Below are 16,329 nucleotides of genomic sequence, written 5' to 3' on the forward strand. Positions count from 1 at the left end.
GTCCACAATAAACAGTGAGAATACTCTCAGTTCGCATAAGTCTGTTCGAGACAGAGGAAAACGATGAATCCATTTAACCACCTGACTCGGCGACAACTGCTTTCTCGTAGTGCTTGCGGCATCGGAACGGCGGCGCTCGCCTCACTCTTGACTCCCGATACAAGCCGGGCTGCAGATCAAGCGGAACACCTTCCTGGTCATCTTTCGCAAACGCATTTCCCTGCCAGAGCGAAGCGAGTGATCTACTTGTTCATGCATGGCGGTCCGTCGCAGATGGAGATGTTCGATTACAAACCAGGTCTCCGGAAAATGCACGGGAAGCAGATTCCTGATTCTGTTCGAGGTGATCAACGACTGACCGGGATGACCTCTGGGCAGGCTAGTTTTCCGATTGCTTCGCCACAGCAGTTTAAGTTCAAACAACACGGAAAGAGTGGCGCATGGGTCAGTGAACTGATGCCGCATTTGGCTCGGCGATCCGATGATATTTGTTTCATTAAGTCGATGCACACGGAAGCGATCAATCATGATCCTGCGATCACATTGCTGCAAACGGGACACCAGCAACCCGGTCGCCCCAGTTTGGGGGCTTGGTCGAGTTATGGGTTAGGCAGCGAGAATGCAAACTTGCCGTCGTTCGTCGTGCTCATCTCCGACGGTTCCGCTTCGCGGCCTACCGATCCACTCTATGCTCGCCTGTGGGGGACCGGATTTCTGCCATCGAGTCATCAGGGCGTCAACTTCCGTAAAAGTGGCGATCCAGTCTTGTATCTGTCCAATGCGAAGGGGATTGATCCGGCCTCACGAAGATTGATTCTGGATGGATTGGCAGATCTCAATCATCAGCGTTATGAGACAGAAGGGGACCCGGAAATTCTGACACGCATTGAACAGTACGAAATGGCATATCGCATGCAAACGTCTGTTCCTGAATTAACGGACCTCTCCAGCGAGTCCGCCAGCACCCTCAAAATGTATGGTGAGGATGTCACGACACCCGGAACCTACGCTGGGAATTGTTTGCTTGCTCGACGGTTGGCGGAACGTGATGTGCGCTTCATCCAGCTTTACCATCGTGGCTGGGACCAACACTACAATCTGCCAAGTGACATTCGTTTGCAGTGCGGAGACATCGACCAGCCGACCGCTGCATTGCTTGCTGACCTCAAACAGCGAGGGTTGCTGGAGGAGACTCTCATTGTCTGGGGCGGAGAGTTTGGACGGACGGCATACAGTCAGGGGAAACTGTCGACAACCGATTATGGGCGAGACCACCACGGACGATGTTTCACGATGTGGATGGCAGGGGGAGGAATCAAACCAGGTATCAGCTACGGCGAAACCGATGAGCTTTGCTACAACGTCGTCAATAACCCTGTTCATGTTCACGACTTGAATGCAACGATCCTTCGTTGCATGGGGATCGATCATAAAAAGCTGACGTTCAAGTTTCAGGGTCGTGACTATCGCCTCACGGATGTTGAAGGCAATGTCGTCGAAGCGATTATGGGATAGCGGAATTGCTCTCTCAAACGTGGAGATAACGGCTCTACTCTTCTCTCACGTGACCGTACCATTTCGCCAATGTTGCAGGTTTTACGCCCATGTGAGACATAGCAACGAATGACCAGTTGCGAAGAGTTTGTCTGGCGACTCCATTTTTTTCCCAGCGGCGAGCGCTGACTTCCAATGGGTGATCAGCGACGACGAGCTTGCCCTCACGTTTTAGTTGCTTCGAAAAGTAGAGATCTTCCATCAACGGGATTGCCGGGAATCCCCCCAGTTTCTCGAAAAGATCTCGTTTCAAGAACAGCCCCTGATCGCCGTAAATCCAACCCAGATTTCTGACGCGCCAAGTGTTTCCGCGTTCTACAATTCGATACTTCTGTGACGAATGGGCGATGTCCTGTCTAAAGCAGCCTGCTGCGACATCCGGCACTGAGAGAGTATTTACGATTGCGTCTGAGAAGCCTGTGACGACCTGGCAGTCAGCGTGTAAGAAGAGCAAGAACTCACCTGTTGCTTTTTCCGCTCCAGAATTTTGCTGAAGGGCGCGACCGAGAGGAGATGACAGAACGACATCCGCTGCCGCTGCTTTTGCTAGTGTTGCATCCGTGCTTCCACCGTCAACGACGATGACTTCGCACTTCCCGGCAAGTTGAGTTTGTTCGATGGTCAGCCCAATGTTCTGCTCTTCATTGAGCGTCGGGATGATGACAGAAATGAGTGAGTTCATGTCAAAAAATCCATAAGAACGAACAACAGAAGAGCAGGGTGGTGTTTGATTCTCAGCTTCCTTCGTTCGCTGAAAATTGGTGCCTTGGTTCGACCATTTGGAATGTCAGAATTGCACTCAGAATGACTAGAAAGCTGACACCAAAAAATGGAATTTCATAGGGAATCGTGTCGATCAGAAAGCCGACCAGCGGCGAAAACACAAATGGAAGCGCGAACATGATCTTCATCGTGCTCAAATATTGCGGGTGATGTTGCTCTTCAACGAGTTCGAGCGTGTAATTGAGGATTGTACGCATCAAGACGGGGGTGAGCCCAAGCAGGACGAATGTTAACCAGAACCATTCCGCCGCATTCGGGATCACTCCCCAAGCAAACATGATGGCCAGGATCGGCGTCAATGAGACCGCAAACAACCCGAGACGAATCGCGAGCCGGTTCCCGAACTGATCGGCAATGCGCCCCAGTATTGGACTGTAAAAACCGACGCTGATGTTCTGTGCGATCACCCAGTAAATTAAGTCCGTCTCGGTTGTTCCCACTTTAGTCATTCCCAGCCATTGATAATGAGGAAACACGAGCAGCGAGGAAATAAAGAGCATCGAGACAAATGCCGCCTTTCGAAATGCATGGTCGTGGCGGAAGATTTTCCACGCAGTTGCGAATGGCTGAATGATTTTCATCGGTCTGAGACCGTCATCGTTGTCCCGTTCTTCAACACAGAACAGGGCGACACAACCTGCTGCCAGAAAGGCTGTTCCATTGAATAGGAAGACCCACGTGAAACCATCGTGATTCGGGATGCTCAGCCATGGCTGTAACCAAAACAAGGCAGCCGTGACCGCAAAGAATGATCCAATGACTCCACCGACTCCGAGGAGGAATCCGCGCCGGTTTGGTCGGACGAGTTTTCCTTGCAGGGTTCCAAAGGCAAGTTGATTGATGCCAGTCGCAGAAAAGAAAATAAAGTACAACACCAAAAAGAAAGGAGGCATCCACCAGGTACGGCGATCTTCCAGCCCATACCAGATGGCTGAGAGCAGCAGGAAGGGAAGAGCCATCGCAATCGCTGTGGCGAACAGTGGGAGTTTCTTCAGCGGGTGACTCCGCAAGCGGTCCGCATACATCAGCGGTGGAACAGACTGCCCGACGCGGCTAAGAATGGGCAATAGCCCGCGCATCCACCCTGATCCCGAGATGACATCGACCACAAAGGGCATGATCACGCTCTCGGTTTTGAAGATCCAGCCGACACGAAGGACAACGTTTTGCAGTGCAAGCGTTGCTAAATTTCGGTTTTCAATTTTTTCTTGATCCGATCGAACTTCGCGATCGTCCTGCCCCTCCATGATGTCCAGTCCTGGTGTGATAACCTGTTGAGAGTTGTATTTGCGATTCCATCTCCTCGAATCAAGATGAAAATCCAGAGTGACAGCAGAGGCCGTCAGTCTCAGTCTGGGGTGCCAGTGCACCTCCGTGCTTGCCGTGCTCGTGAAGAAACGGTTCTCTCAGAAGAAACGTTGAACTTCAAAATTCAGATCGGGCACAGCAATATGAAAAATGCTTTGATCCGGTCATTGTTCCCATGATTGATGGGATGTGACGTTAGCTTATCGTCATTGGCATCAGAATCAAACAGGCACAAAAAAAGGGCGGCACATGAATGTGCCGCCCTGAGCGCGATTTTGAGCCAAAACTGAGTCAGCGAAGTCTTTACGCTGCTGCGGACTCGTCTTCTGAGAACAATTTTTCTTCACCCAGGACAACCTGTGGTGTGATCACGTAATGCTTACCCTTTTCTTGATCAGGCAGTTCGAACATGATTTCGAACATGACATCTTCGATCACGCTTCGAAGTCCACGGGCTCCAGTCTCTTTGGCTCTGGCGACTTTCGCGATTTCGGTCAGAGCTTGTGGCTGGAATTCGAGGGTCGCCCCTTCCATTTCGAAGAGCTTCGTGTACTGATTCACGAGCGAGTTCTTCGGTTCGGTCAAGACGCAAACCAGTTCGTCTTCGGTCAAGCTGCGAAGTGTTGTGAGTACAGGCAATCGTCCGAGAAGCTCGGGGATTAGTCCGTATTCGAGGACATCTTCGACGGTTGCTCGTGCGAGAAGCTCGCGTCGCTGATCCTCAACACTGCGAGCATCGTGTCCGAATCCGATCATCTTGCGACCGAGTCGTTTGGCGATGATTTCTTCCAGCCCGACAAATGTTCCTCCACAGATGAAGAGGACGTTTGTGGTGTCGACCTGGATATATTGTTGCTCGGGGTGTTTTCGTCCCCCTTGAGGTGGAACGTTGGCGACGGTTCCCTCAAGCATTTTCAACAGTGATTGCTGAACTCCCTCGCCGGAGACATCTCGTGTGATCGAGACGTTTTGGCTGGTCTTTCCAATCTTGTCGATCTCATCAATGAAGATGATCCCACGTTGGGCGCTTTCGATATCGAAGTCTGAAGAGTGAAGAAGTTTGAGAAGCAGGTTCTCGACATCTTCACCAACATACCCAGCTTCAGTGAGTGTTGTGGCATCACCGATGGCAAAGGGGACTTGCAGGAACCGGGCGATGGTTTTCGCAAGCAGCGTTTTTCCCGATCCCGTTGGGCCGATAAACATGATGTTGGATTTTTCAATTTCCACATCGTTTTCGACATCATCAACAAGCATGAGTCGTTTGTAGTGATTGTGGACAGCGACGGCCATTGTTCGTTTGGCACGTCCTTGACCGATCACGTATTGATCCATATGAGCAACGATCTCGCGAGGAGTCGGAACTTTTTGGAACAGTTTTTTATTGTCGCCACGCCGACGGCGATCCTGATCGAGAATGGATTGACATAAGTCGATGCATTCCCCGCAGATGTAAACATCTCCAGGACCTTCTACAAGTGGCCCGACATCGCGATAGCTCTTTCCGCAGAAAGAGCAGTTCGCGTTTTTCTTTCCGGAACCGCCTCGGCTCGAAGTAAACTCTTTGGAGGTCATGTAATTTCCTTCACAGCTGTCGACCAGTGTAATGATCGTCGGCAGGTCTCGAAACATCCTCCATGTCGTGTTTCGAGTTGATTGTCATTTGGATCATCGTGAACCGAAACTGATGTGGTCAATCTCTGTCGTCAAGTTTTCAGGATTCACTGGATCTAAATTCGGCAACATTGAGGATACCAAATTTAGAATGTGGCCTGACATCGCGCAAAAGTTGCACTCTTCAATCTTTTGTTGAGCGGGAACTTTTTTCTGCAGGATTTCCAGTGTGATCACTTCACCGGAGCGATCACTCACGGAAGTTGGATTCTGTTGCGCCCCAATTTACAGTGGCACGCTTTGATCTCAACGATTCTGTTTTGATCGACTTTTTAACTGACCTTTGATGGATCGGAATTCTTCCTGCGAGAGGTCACCTCCGAGGTGCAATTCTTCCATTTGATTTAGTATTTCGTCGGTAGTGTCCGCAGGATCATCACGATCCCGATACCATGACCGTACTCTCTGGATTCCCACTGCGAGAAAAAGTAACGCAACTACGAGGCCAATACCGAGAATTGAGGTCCACTCTCTGAGGTTTTCCAGCTTTTCTTGTTGCATTGGGTTCAATTGGGTGGCCTCCCTTCAAGTTTACATGCATTATCTGCCGATAAGCCATCAAAGACAAGAACTTGTTTGACTACAACGGCAATCTTCACCGGTCACCACTTTTCTCAGCCGATTCGGTCCGTGTAACTCTTTCAATTCAGGTTCGTAGAACTGACAACCAAGAACAGCCTGAAATGGCTGTTACCAAAACTGAATCTCTCAACCTGGCTTCTGATCATAAAGCCAAGGATTGAGAAACCTGGAGCATTTCAAAACTTGTTGAGCCCGTGTCGGTCGCATTCTTGACTTCATGGACTGTTCGCTGCGAGGCAGAGGGTAAGGACGAATACAGAATCTGCTCCATAAGAAAATGTATGGAATCAGAGATTAAAATTGAATCTCACTCATCCCAAATTTCTTTACGGAAAAACGTCTCTGAGCCGGCAGGCTGGGTGCTGCCTTGAGCCTGACCGGAATCTCACTCGCCCCCGGTGAGATTTCCTCTGTCCCTGACCTCCTCGGATAGCTTTCCGAGTTCTAGAAATAGTTCCACGCTCCAATAGCTACGACTCCACTCAGTATATTGACCATGAGCAGGCTCCAGCCGATTTGCTTCATGTGCTTCGGGTGTGGCGTCGTGATTCGCATCACTGTCGCTGCCAACAGCATTGGGATGGTCACAATCCATAGTGAACTGCCAATGCCAATTCCCGCGAAGCAGGCTAAGAAAGAGATGAACAGCAGAATGTCGCAGGTTCGCTTTGCCCATGCGGTCGCGGAGATTTTGTGTCGAGTGATCGTGGATCGAACGCTGACTGTCGTTGCAACACGGCCCGCAAACCAAATCAGCCAGAACTGTACAGCTGTTGTGATCTCGATACCTCCGGCCAGTAAAACGACGGCACTCGGTAAGGCGAGGCCGCCGATCCCCAGCAATTGGGCAGCGAGTGTCCGATTGTGTCCGCCGGTTGAGATCACGAATTCGAGACTGGCGAAGACCACACAAGCGATCAGTCCAAACCGTGTCGCATTTCCGCTTAAGCAGAACGCAGTTGTTCCGCAAACGACAGCTATGCTGAGACGCACAATGAGCGTCCGCGTGACGAACGGTGTTGACTCACGGGCTCGTTTGCCTCTGCTCCCAGAAATGATCAGCAACGGTTCATGAGCAAGAAACGCAGCAACTGCTGCGATGGCAACAAGCACCGTTTCTGGTGTCAAACCTGAAATAATGAGTGCTGCAACCAGCGGAATCCCCAGTATTGCGTACGCTCCATGCTCTTTCGGGTTCAGCCGATCGGACTTCGCATTTCGGGCTACTTTCTCACGTTCGTCAGCTGGCGACGACGAATTTTGTGAGTCGGTCCTCGGTTTGGTAGCGGTCGCTACGGAGGCGTCGTACGGGGGGTCGGGCATGGTTGCGGCTGGCAGACTCATCAGACTTGGCTTCCTTTCTTTGCCGCATCGCTTAGCTTAGCTGCTAGCTGAGACGCACGTGGGAAGAGCACGTTATTCTCTTTGTGAATATGTCTGTGCAGGTCAGATTCCAATTCGCGGAGCCCATCCAGCATAGCCCGGAATGTGTTGCAACCACCTTCCGGGAGCGTGAAATCAGACGAACTGTCACGGATTTGCTTCAACGCCTGACCAGCAACATCATGTTCATGTTCCATCATACTGATCGGATTGTCGACTGAGCCGAATGGAAAGGCTGGGACAGTTTTGGCCTGTTCGATCATGCGAATCGCCGGAAACAGGACTTGCTCTTCCTTCCTCATGTGTGGCACAAGTTCCTGATAAAGCTCTCTAAACGATTCGAGGAGACGACCTAACCATGGATGCTGACTGCCATGTACAGATGCAACTTTGTCCACGAGTTGGGTCAATCGTGGGAGTTCCTTTTTCAAGTAGGCATGATGAGTGACTTCGATCTCGTCACACATTTCCGACAATGACTTCGATGTGAAGGCTTCGTCCGGATCAGTTTTGCGATCCCGACCTGAAGTGACATCGTCCAACTGGGTCAGTACGGTCTGGATGTCGACTTTTTTGGAAGAGCATGCTTCCTGGAGTGGACGTTTCCCACCGCAACAGTAGTCGATTCCGTGCTGTTCGAAGACTCGCGACGTTGCGGGGTGTCTCGTTACCCACTCACCGACAGAATCGGTCAGCGTCAGAGTCGTTGGGCTCTCTTGGTTGTTCAGCATTGTTACACCTCAAGTGCTTGCTTGGGACCGAAGAATTCGTGGCGGACTCGACTTTCATCCACACCTAATTCACGAAGGTTAGAAAGCATGCCTGCCATGAAAGGAGGAGGACCGCACAGGTAGAATTCGGAATCATTGACGGGAGTCCATTCACTGAGTCTCTCTTTCGTGACCAATCCTTCTGCATCGCATTTGACTGCTTCTAAATCATCAGCTAACGGAGCGTCGTAAATGACTTTCGTCTGAATGTTGGCGCCGTTGGATGAGAGTTCGCGAACTTCCTCTGCCATTGCATGTGCGAGGCTGTTTCTGGCTGCCTGCAGGAAGTAGATCGGCGTACTGACTTTTGCGTGGGCCAGCGATTTTGCCATCGACAGCAAAGGGGTAATGCCGATGCCCCCCGCAAGAAATACAATTGAACGACCGTTCGTGGTGGTCGGGTCAAGCGTGAACTCGCCACATGGAGGGCCGACCTCAATCTCGTCGCCGACCTCCACTGAATCGTGAAGATAGTTTGAGATCAAGCCGTTCGGAGCACCGTCGACCAGCGACGGTTCACGTTTGACACTAATACGGAAGTGTCCTGTGCCGGGGCGATCCGAAAGGCTGTAGTTCCGTGGCGATGTTGGTGTTGTCGGATGATCAATTCGGACGGTGATATACTGTCCGGGCAGGTAATCAGGCAGCGGATTGCCATCAACCGGTTTGAGGTAGAACGATGTGACGATATCGTTTTCGGGAACTTTGCGATCTACGACAAGTTTACGATAACCGTTCCAGCCGCCGACTTTCGTTTTCTGATCGTTGTAAATTTCGGACTCGCGACCAATACAGACGTCGGCCAGTACGCCGTACGCTTCAGCGACAGCATCGATGATTTCGTCAGTCGCGGCCTCGCCCATCACATCTTTGATTGCGTCGAGCAGGTGCTTTCCTACAATCGGATAATGCTCTGGCTTGATGCCGAGTGAACAGTGTTTTTGAGCAACCAGTTCCACCGCCGGGCCCAAAGCTTCAAGGTTGTCAATGTTGGAGAAGTACGCACAAATCGCTCCAGCGAGTGCTCTCTGCTGGCCCCCACTATGTTGGTGAGCCTGATTGAAGAAGGCTTTGACCTCGGGGTTTCCTTTGAACATCCGTTCATAGAATCGTGTCGTAATGACCTCGGAGTTGGCGGCAACGAGGGGAGTAATCTCTTTGACGATTCGGACAGTTTTTTCGCTGAGCATGCGTATATCCAGTCAGGTTCGTGGTTGTTGTTGTAGGGCCGAGAGGCTAAAATTTATTAATCACCCCAATGTATAGATTAGCATTCTGCACGTCAAGGTGCAGAATAGGCGCAGCCGGATTTTTTTTAGGAAGAAATATGATCTCCAAAACCGCTGAATATGCTTTACGTGCAGTGACCTGCTTGGCAGCGGATGCGGACAGGCCACTCTCAGCTGACGTTCTGGCTGAGAAAACCAAGGTTCCCCGGCGATATCTGACCCGCGTGATGCAGGATTTGGCGACTGCAGGATTAGTCAGTTCGCGAAGCGGCCCGGGTGGTGGGTATGAATTGGCCCATGAAATATCGGATTTGACGATTCTGGATGTTGTCAACGCGGTCGCACCGCTGGAGAGAATCAATTCGTGTCCGCTGGGACTGACCTCGCACACTTCACTTTGCCCATTGCATGCCGAACTCGATCGAGCTTACGCAGCGACCGAGGCTGCCTTTGCAGCCGTCACGATCAGCAAGCTTTTGAGTTCCACAAGCTCAATCGTTCCATTATGTGAGGACACGGAGTGAAGAGACGGAATAAAGCCGTCGAGTACCAACCAGCAGAGATATAGCCTGCAGCTTCTGAAAACTTACAGGAAGAAAACATGGCTCAAGAAATCGAGACGCCAATCGCAGTGATCGCAGTGGATGTGAAGAATTGAGCGAATCAAACCGAATTGAGAGAGGATCTTTCGACTACGCGTCTCTTGACCCGTCTTGCTTTTCAATCGTGATGGCGACCGGCATCGTTTCGATCGCGATTGCCCATGTCGCAACTGCGTACGTTGAGGCTGCCCATGTCGGGGCTGTTGATGTCGGGGTTGCAGGCTCGTGGCTCAGCATGGTGTCGCTCGCCTTGCTGTGGATCAACGTCTGTCTCTTTGCTTTGCAAATCATGCTGACAGGGGTGCGCGTGCTCCGGTCTTTCCCAAGGGTCATCGCGGACTTATTTGATCACAAACGAGCATTTGGTTTCTTTTCGATGGTCGCAGCGTCAGCTGTTCTGGGAGGCCAATTCTTACTGATTGCGGACATCCCAGGTGTTGCTCTGGCGCTGTGGTGTTTTGCCGCTGCCTTGTGGTTGATTTTTACCTACCTCATTTTCACATGCGTCACGATCATGCGAAACAAGCCGAGCCTTAATGATGGGCTTCATGGAGGTTGGTTACTGGCTGTGGTGGCGACTCAAGCTGTTTCGATTCTCGGTGTGTTGTGCGTTGAGTTCGTCGAATTTGGCGATTTGATACTGTTTGTTTCGCTGGCGTTGTGGCTGAGTGGCGGAATGCTTTATGTCTTGATCATTTCGCTGATCTTCTATCGCTACTGCTTTGGGGCAATTGATGTTGAATCAATGTCGCCGCCGTACTGGATCAACATGGGAGCGATGGCGATCTCCACGTTGGCGGGGACCACGCTGATCGAAGCTGCACACAGTTCGCCATTGCTGACTCAGATTTTGCCGTTCATGAAAGGGATGGCGCTGCTGTGCTGGTCGACTGCGACGTGGTGGATTCCATTGTTAGTCATGCTGGGACTTTGGCGACATCTCTCCCAGCGAAAAAAACTGGAGTACGATCTACGCTACTGGAGTATCGTCTTTCCGCTGGGGATGTATTCCGTCAGTACACGGGGAGTCAGTCATGCAATGAATGTTCATTTACTCGATCAGCTTTCCATCCTGTTCGCTTACATTGCTCTCGCGGCCTGGTTGCTGACAAGCGTCGGTTTGGGGCGTCACCTCATTCGCGGCTTTTACCGATCGGGAGAACCTTCCGCTCCGAACAGCCGTGCCTCGGGTGGGGATTCTTGCTGATTCCGGCTGCGTCGCGTCAGGGTCGCTGTCCAACTTGCTGACAACTCGGGAAGGCTCGCAAGAGTTTTCGCGCCTTCGATGTTGTTCTTCTCAGAGTGCATCAGTTGATTGGCAGCTGTGATCGTCCACCGAGGGTTGATACGTTCGACAAGTTGGATGGAATCTCCAGCTTCAAGCTGGCCTTCGGACAGGACTCGCAAATACCAGCCGGTCCGTCCGGTTTGCTGTACGCGAACCGCAAGGTCCTGAACACTCCACCAGCGTGACAACTTCCAGCATGGTTGCCGAGGTTGTGAGACCTGAACTTTGGTGTCGCCAATTTTCCAGATGTCGCCGATGCAAACGTCGTCTTCAGTCATCCCGCAAACTGTCAGGTTTTCGCCAAATGATCCGGGGACAAGTTCGAGTCCAAGTTCAGCTCGCCATAACAGGTAGTGACTGATCGGGTAAACACAAAGGGCTTTGTCCGGTCCGCCGTGGTGCTTCAAGTCTGCTTGTCCATCCCCGACGAGATTCAATCGTTCCAGCAGAACCGGACCAGCGACCGTTTGTTTTTGAAATCCGGTCGTCCATGCTTTGTGGTGGTCGGTCGCTTCGATGACATTTGGTTTGCCAACCTGTATCGAATGAACTGTTGCGGAATCGGTCATTGCCGTTTTCTCAGGTGAAAGGTTGTTAATGTCGTAAGAGTCACCAGATCAGAGTGAACTTCGTGGGAGAGGTTTTCGGAGTCGAATCAGAAATGTATATTGTAGACATCTATGTCTGATTTTTGTGATCACATTTTCGAATTGGTGTTCGGGTTCTGCCTCGTGCCGGACAACAATGTTACTGGTGAAGCGCGTACATCATTTCAAGCAGGCTCTGGTTGAGTGAAATATTCTCTTAAGTTAAGGATTTCGGCAGATGGAGTGTGACCTGGATACTTCGATTCCGGATTGGATTATTGAGCATCCCGAAACGACTGGTGTTTTCAACGAATTAGGCTTGGACGCCAGTTGTGGGGGCAAGTCACTGGAATATGTTGCGTTTCAAAAAGGGCTTGAACCGGAGGATGTGCTGGCGAAGCTCCGTCGCGCGATCGAAAACGATCCAAGCGGTAATAACGATGGATCGTCCTCCTGACAGCCAGCGTTTTACGACCAGAAGCTATTCATCTTTATCTTTCCTTCGATGTTCGCGAAGTCTCGTAATGGCACTTTCGAGGCCATCAATCCCCAGAAGAGTGAGTACCGCCACGACTGACACGACAATCGCTGCAGCAAATTGGCTTGCCCCGACCATCGTTCCAATAGCAGCCAACAGCCAGACGATACTTGCTGTTGTGACTCCTGTGACGACTTCGCCACGAGCCAAAATGACTCCCCCGCCTAGAAAGCCGATTCCTGAAACGATCTGCCCGATGATACGAGTCGGATCAGAGTTCTCGGTGGAGACCAGCGACCCCACACGAACAAACAGCGCTGTGCCCAGGCAAACCAAAACGCAGGTTCTCACGCCGATGGGCTTGCGATTCAGTTCACGTTCGATCCCAACGATCGAGCCACACAATACTGAAACTCCGATCTCAATCCAAAACTCGGATGCCATGGGATCAAACTGCATCTGAAAACCTCCTTTAAGGTCTCTGGCTGGACGTATTCAATCCTTTGTTGGTGAACTGTCAAGCACAAGGACCGGGTGAAATTCGGTCGAAACGTCGGGACTCCGCAAGCGTTCCACGAACGGCAGGTTCACATCTGCTGTCTCTCTTATACAATGTTTTGAGCCGATCTTGAAACCTGAGCTTGTTCTCTCAAGAACCGGGAAAAGTGACCATCCCACAAGTTTCTGGGTGGGGCCTCTTCAGTGGAGCCCAGCTGAACTGAGTGACACTCTCGAAAACTGAGCAGTGCCAGATATTGAAGAGGAGCAGGGCGATCTGAATCTGAACAAAGGTGTGGACCATGACAAACTTCATTTGCAACGCTTGTGGGACATCGTTTCCAGAGAGCGAAAGTCCGCCGGATGAGTGCCCTGTTTGCCAGGATGAACGTCAATATGTTCCGCCGTCAGGTCAAAGCTGGACGACGCGTGAGTCGCTTTCTCGCAATCATGCAAATCTATGGCGGTCGCACGAACATAATCTGCTGGAGATTCGCACCTCTCCAAGTTTCGCAATCGGTCAGCGAGCATTTCTGATACAGACTCCCGAGGGCAACATTCTCTGGGATTGTATTGCGTTGCTTGATGAGGCAACCAGAAAAATTATCACGTCACTGGGCGGACTCACAGCGATTGCGATTTCACATCCGCATTATTACACAACAATGCAGGACTGGGCCGCAGCGTTTGACGTGCCGGTTTATTTGCATGCCCGTGATCGCGAATGGGTCATGCGACCGGACTCGCGGTTGAAGTTTTGGGAGGACGATCAGCTTGAGCTTGGCAAAGGGCTGACGTTACTCCGCTTGGGGGGACACTTCCCGGGGGGAACCGTCTTGCACTGGGACGCCGGTGCCGATGGACGTGGCCTGTTGCTCAGTGGTGATATTGTGCAGGTTGCCGTCGATCCCAATCAGGTCTCGTTCATGTGGAGCTATCCGAACATGCTGCCACTTTCAGCGACAACCGTGAAACGTATCGCGAAGCGACTCGAACCGTGGGAGTTTGATCGCATCTACGGTGCCTTTCATGGCAAGACGATTCCAAAGGACGCAAAGAACATTGTGATGCGATCCGCACGGCGATACGTAGAACTCCTTGAGTACGAACAAGACTGCTAAAGCCGGAGTCGACACTCGCGATCACCAATTCAAAAAAACTTGAGGGGGCTCATCACGTGACGAGCAATGGAAAGTCATGCCGAAAAAGAATCCCGTGATTCACACGATCGGTCATTCCACGAGAAGTTTCGATGAGCTGGTGGAACTTCTCCGGACATACGGCGTTCAGCGACTGGTTGATGTGCGAACGGTCCCACGTTCACGCCACAATCCTCAGTTCAATCGAGAGACATTGGCGAAGTCGCTACGTAACCGGCGGCTCAATTATCGACACCTCAAGGGACTCGGCGGGTTGCGGTATTCGCGTCGCGATTCGATGAATACAGCATGGCGCAACAAGTCATTTCGAGGTTATGCCGATTACATGCAGACGCCGGAATTCGAGGCCGCGCTCGAAGCGTTGATTGAACTGGCTTACGAGAAACCAGCTGCAATCATGTGTGCCGAAGCTGTCCCGTGGCGTTGCCATCGTTCGTTGATCGCCGATGCATTGATCATTCGGGGTTTCGATGTCTGGGACATCATGAGTCTCACGAGTGCCAGGCTGCACAAGCTTTCGCCATTCGCAAAGGTTTGTGGAACAACGATCACTTACCCCGGTGAAGAGGCGTCAGGCAGCTGATGTTTTTTTAACCTGGAGCTTTTTGCGATTCCATCCGCGATCGATTTGATGTCGTAGCGGTCGTCGATCTGGATCACTTTGCCTTTGTGAAACTGAATTCGGATCGAGATCACCACCGGCTCTTTGGGAGGGCAACCAATCGGGTGGATATAAGTTTTTCCCCAGATGATTACGTTGTTGCCGCTGCTGAGAAAATGATAATGTGGGCGGTAATCATGCCCCTCTGGAACAACCAGAACTTCAAATGTTTTTTTAATCATTTCAGCGACGCCCGCATGCCCGTGGAATGTTCCTGCGAAAGGGATTTCTTTCGGGTCACCCTGCATGTTCAGGACCACAGATTCGTCAAGAAACGGCTGAATGTAAGACATTGCATTCTTCTGTCCGGTGTAGAAGGCCTCAACATACTTCCGGGCGAAGCTGGCTGGATCGCAAATCAAGTCTTCCGGGTGGACAATCAGATCTGGCGAGCTGAGCGCCTCAGCCAGGTCTGCGATGGCCTCTTTTGAAATCGATCGTCCCGATTCCGCTTTGTTGACCAACCGTTCGCTGTACCCCGCCTCTCGGGAAAGCTCCGCTTGCGTCAAGCCTCGTTGCTTTCGGAAATACTTAATGACTTCCGGGTTACAGCCATACGACGGTTTCACGCCGTCCATTGTCCAACCCATAATACAGCGGCCCTTCTGTTGAGTTTCAAAAACGATACACCTATTGCTCACTTCACCAGACAAGCGTGCGTGTTCCGTTCGTGGTGCTGAGATATAGAAAAAGTAACACTGAACAGAACCGGCTGCAAGATGAAGAAAGAATTCCCAAGGGAATCGAGTCGCTGGGGCACATTTTAAACTCCCTTTTTCTTTGGAATTATTATGAATTCGAAATTCTTCGTGCTGCTTGGGTCGCTCTGCGCGCTCGTCACTTTCGGGACTCTAGAAGCAGGCTACATCCTCACCGACCTCGGCACGCTCGGGGGAAGTTACAGTTACGGTTATGGGATTAACAACAGCGGCCAGGTGACAGGAAGATCCTACAACGGCAGTGAATATCATGCCTTTCTGTACAGCGGAGGATCGATGCAGGACCTCGGCACGCTCGGGGGAAATTCCAGTTACGGTTCCGGGATTAACGATAGCGGCCAGGTGACAGGGTCCTCCTCCAACGGCAGTGAAAATCACGCCTTCCTGCACAACGGGACAACGATGCAGGACCTCGGCACGCTCCCGGAGGGGAATTCAAGTGTCGGTCTTGGGATTAACGATAGCGGCCAGGTGACAGGATACTCCAGATCTAGCAGTGGGGCTCGCGCCTTTCTGTACAACGGGACAACGATGCAGGACCTCGGCACGCTCGGGGGAGGTTTCAGTTACGGTTACGGGATTAACGACAGCGGCCAGGTGACAGGATACTCCTCCACCGGCAGTGGGACTCGCGCCTTTCTGTACAACGGGACAACGATGCAGGACCTCGGCACGCTCGGGGGATTTGAGAGTATCGGATACGGGATTAACGCTGCCGGGCATGTCGTTGGCTGGTCATATAACAGCAGCTATGACCAGCGTGCATTTCTTTACGATGGCTCAACGATGTTGGACTTGAACGACCTGATCTCCGCAGGATCAGGCTACACATTATTTGTAGCAAGGGGAATCAACGATCACGGGCAAATCGTGGCCAACGCCAACACGAGCATGGGGACCAGAGCAGTCCTGCTGACGCCAGAGACATCCGCAGTCCCGGAACCTTCAGCCTTCCTGCTGCTAAGCCTCTGCGCCGGCGCAGCCATCTTCGCCCAGCGAAAACGCCGAATCAAAAAACGCTCTTAGAGCAAAGACCAATACTGGTCTTTACGT

16 protein-coding genes are annotated in these 16,329 nt (G+C 51.6%); 7 read left to right on the forward strand and 9 right to left on the reverse strand.

Translation table 11 applies throughout. The annotated features are described in order from the left end of the window. Window positions 1-63 precede the first annotated feature (63 nt). The gene (locus Mal48_RS21980) at window positions 64-1,515 is read left to right on the forward strand and encodes a DUF1501 domain-containing protein (protein ID WP_145204983.1); all 1,452 of its coding nucleotides are present in this window, start codon (window positions 64-66) and stop codon (window positions 1,513-1,515) included. 34 nt (window positions 1,516-1,549) lie between these two features. Here Mal48_RS21980 and Mal48_RS21985 read toward each other — a convergent pair whose 3' ends face one another. The 6 genes from Mal48_RS21985 to hmpA all read right to left on the reverse strand — a co-directional run bounded on the left by Mal48_RS21985 (window position 1,550) and on the right by hmpA (window position 9,244). Continuing rightward, on the reverse strand, window positions 1,550-2,236 hold the full coding sequence (locus tag Mal48_RS21985; RefSeq protein WP_145204986.1) for a TIGR04283 family arsenosugar biosynthesis glycosyltransferase: 687 nt from the start codon (window positions 2,234-2,236) through the stop codon (window positions 1,550-1,552). Window positions 2,237-2,288: 52 nt separating this feature from the next. Next, window positions 2,289-3,584, reverse strand: coding sequence for an MFS transporter (locus tag Mal48_RS21990; RefSeq protein WP_145204989.1), 1,296 nt, complete (start codon window positions 3,582-3,584; stop codon window positions 2,289-2,291). Between the two features lie 364 nt (window positions 3,585-3,948). After that, complete coding sequence (gene clpX / locus Mal48_RS21995; protein WP_145206497.1) at window positions 3,949-5,220, reverse strand: ATP-dependent Clp protease ATP-binding subunit ClpX; 1,272 nt, start codon at window positions 5,218-5,220, stop codon at window positions 3,949-3,951. Window positions 5,221-6,345: 1,125 nt separating this feature from the next. Then, complete coding sequence (locus tag Mal48_RS22000) at window positions 6,346-7,245, reverse strand: YwiC-like family protein (protein ID WP_145204992.1); 900 nt, start codon at window positions 7,243-7,245, stop codon at window positions 6,346-6,348. Further along, window positions 7,245-8,015: an iron-sulfur cluster repair di-iron protein gene (gene ric / locus Mal48_RS22005; protein ID WP_145204995.1), complete on the reverse strand. Its 771-nt coding sequence runs from the start codon at window positions 8,013-8,015 to the stop codon at window positions 7,245-7,247. The genes Mal48_RS22000 and ric overlap by 1 nt, the downstream gene beginning before the upstream one ends. A gap of 2 nt (window positions 8,016-8,017) precedes the next feature. After that, entirely contained in the window at window positions 8,018-9,244 is a 1,227-nt protein-coding gene (hmpA, locus tag Mal48_RS22010) for an NO-inducible flavohemoprotein (protein ID WP_145204998.1), read from the reverse strand. 137 nt (window positions 9,245-9,381) lie between these two features. Here hmpA and Mal48_RS22015 point away from each other — a divergent pair, with 137 nt between their 5' ends. Together Mal48_RS22015 and Mal48_RS22020 are read left to right on the forward strand one after the other, a co-directional pair. After that, window positions 9,382-9,807, forward strand: coding sequence for an RrF2 family transcriptional regulator (locus Mal48_RS22015; RefSeq protein ID WP_145205001.1), 426 nt, complete (start codon window positions 9,382-9,384; stop codon window positions 9,805-9,807). A 130-nt stretch (window positions 9,808-9,937) separates the two neighbouring features. Then, window positions 9,938-11,092, forward strand: a complete 1,155-nt coding sequence (locus Mal48_RS22020; RefSeq protein ID WP_261341959.1) for a tellurite resistance/C4-dicarboxylate transporter family protein — start codon at window positions 9,938-9,940, stop codon at window positions 11,090-11,092. Here the strand turns inward: Mal48_RS22020 and Mal48_RS22025 are convergent. Beyond that, entirely contained in the window at window positions 11,032-11,742 is a 711-nt protein-coding gene (locus Mal48_RS22025; RefSeq protein ID WP_197441908.1) for an MOSC domain-containing protein, read from the reverse strand. The two genes, Mal48_RS22020 and Mal48_RS22025, sit on opposite strands and share 61 nt — an antisense overlap. A gap of 256 nt (window positions 11,743-11,998) precedes the next feature. Between Mal48_RS22025 and Mal48_RS22030 the strand changes: the two genes are divergently transcribed. Next, window positions 11,999-12,217 (forward strand): DUF542 domain-containing protein, encoded by a 219-nt coding sequence (locus tag Mal48_RS22030; RefSeq protein WP_145205007.1) that lies wholly within the window; start codon window positions 11,999-12,001, stop codon window positions 12,215-12,217. A gap of 24 nt (window positions 12,218-12,241) precedes the next feature. Here Mal48_RS22030 and Mal48_RS22035 read toward each other — a convergent pair whose 3' ends face one another. Continuing rightward, a complete protein-coding gene (locus tag Mal48_RS22035; RefSeq protein ID WP_145205010.1) occupies window positions 12,242-12,697 on the reverse strand; it encodes an MgtC/SapB family protein in 456 nt (151 codons plus the stop codon). 341 nt (window positions 12,698-13,038) lie between these two features. On the opposite strand from Mal48_RS22035, the gene Mal48_RS22040 reads away from it, so the two are divergent. Together Mal48_RS22040 and Mal48_RS22045 are read left to right on the forward strand one after the other, a co-directional pair. Continuing rightward, entirely contained in the window at window positions 13,039-13,857 is an 819-nt protein-coding gene (locus Mal48_RS22040; protein ID WP_145205013.1) for an MBL fold metallo-hydrolase, read from the forward strand. Between the two features lie 76 nt (window positions 13,858-13,933). Beyond that, the gene (locus tag Mal48_RS22045; RefSeq protein ID WP_145205016.1) at window positions 13,934-14,479 is read left to right on the forward strand and encodes a DUF488 domain-containing protein; all 546 of its coding nucleotides are present in this window, start codon (window positions 13,934-13,936) and stop codon (window positions 14,477-14,479) included. Here Mal48_RS22045 and Mal48_RS22050 read toward each other — a convergent pair. Continuing rightward, complete coding sequence (locus tag Mal48_RS22050) at window positions 14,449-15,135, reverse strand: helix-turn-helix domain-containing protein (RefSeq protein WP_197441909.1); 687 nt, start codon at window positions 15,133-15,135, stop codon at window positions 14,449-14,451. The genes Mal48_RS22045 and Mal48_RS22050 overlap by 31 nt on opposite strands. Window positions 15,136-15,348: 213 nt before the next feature. Between Mal48_RS22050 and Mal48_RS22055 the strand changes: the two genes are divergently transcribed. Beyond that, complete coding sequence (locus tag Mal48_RS22055; protein ID WP_145205022.1) at window positions 15,349-16,302, forward strand: PEP-CTERM sorting domain-containing protein; 954 nt, start codon at window positions 15,349-15,351, stop codon at window positions 16,300-16,302. Window positions 16,303-16,329: the final 27 nt, after the last annotated feature.

Origin of the sequence: Thalassoglobus polymorphus, from assembly GCF_007744255.1 — a bacterium.
GTDB classification, from domain to species: domain Bacteria; phylum Planctomycetota; class Planctomycetia; order Planctomycetales; family Planctomycetaceae; genus Thalassoglobus; species Thalassoglobus polymorphus.

Excerpts from the sequence above, each read along its gene's own strand:
- Mal48_RS22040 (WP_145205013.1), top strand. The coding sequence starts at position 13,039 with ATGACAAACTTCATTTGCAACGCTTGTGGGACATCGTTTCCAGAGAGC.
- Mal48_RS22000 (WP_145204992.1), bottom strand. The coding sequence starts at position 7,245 with ATGAGTCTGCCAGCCGCAACCATGCCCGACCCCCCGTACGACGCCTCC.
- ric (WP_145204995.1), bottom strand. The coding sequence starts at position 8,015 with ATGCTGAACAACCAAGAGAGCCCAACGACTCTGACGCTGACCGATTCT.
- Mal48_RS22030 (WP_145205007.1), top strand. The coding sequence starts at position 11,999 with ATGGAGTGTGACCTGGATACTTCGATTCCGGATTGGATTATTGAGCAT.
- hmpA (WP_145204998.1), bottom strand. The coding sequence starts at position 9,244 with ATGCTCAGCGAAAAAACTGTCCGAATCGTCAAAGAGATTACTCCCCTC.
- Mal48_RS22050 (WP_197441909.1), bottom strand. The coding sequence starts at position 15,135 with ATGGACGGCGTGAAACCGTCGTATGGCTGTAACCCGGAAGTCATTAAG.
- Mal48_RS21980 (WP_145204983.1), top strand. The coding sequence starts at position 64 with ATGAATCCATTTAACCACCTGACTCGGCGACAACTGCTTTCTCGTAGT.
- Mal48_RS22015 (WP_145205001.1), top strand. The coding sequence starts at position 9,382 with ATGATCTCCAAAACCGCTGAATATGCTTTACGTGCAGTGACCTGCTTG.
- Mal48_RS22035 (WP_145205010.1), bottom strand. The coding sequence starts at position 12,697 with ATGCAGTTTGATCCCATGGCATCCGAGTTTTGGATTGAGATCGGAGTT.
- Mal48_RS21990 (WP_145204989.1), bottom strand. The coding sequence starts at position 3,584 with ATGGAGGGGCAGGACGATCGCGAAGTTCGATCGGATCAAGAAAAAATT.
- Mal48_RS22045 (WP_145205016.1), top strand. The coding sequence starts at position 13,934 with ATGCCGAAAAAGAATCCCGTGATTCACACGATCGGTCATTCCACGAGA.
- Mal48_RS21985 (WP_145204986.1), bottom strand. The coding sequence starts at position 2,236 with ATGAACTCACTCATTTCTGTCATCATCCCGACGCTCAATGAAGAGCAG.
- Mal48_RS22025 (WP_197441908.1), bottom strand. The coding sequence starts at position 11,742 with ATGACCGATTCCGCAACAGTTCATTCGATACAGGTTGGCAAACCAAAT.
- Mal48_RS22055 (WP_145205022.1), top strand. The coding sequence starts at position 15,349 with ATGAATTCGAAATTCTTCGTGCTGCTTGGGTCGCTCTGCGCGCTCGTC.
- clpX (WP_145206497.1), bottom strand. The coding sequence starts at position 5,220 with ATGACCTCCAAAGAGTTTACTTCGAGCCGAGGCGGTTCCGGAAAGAAA.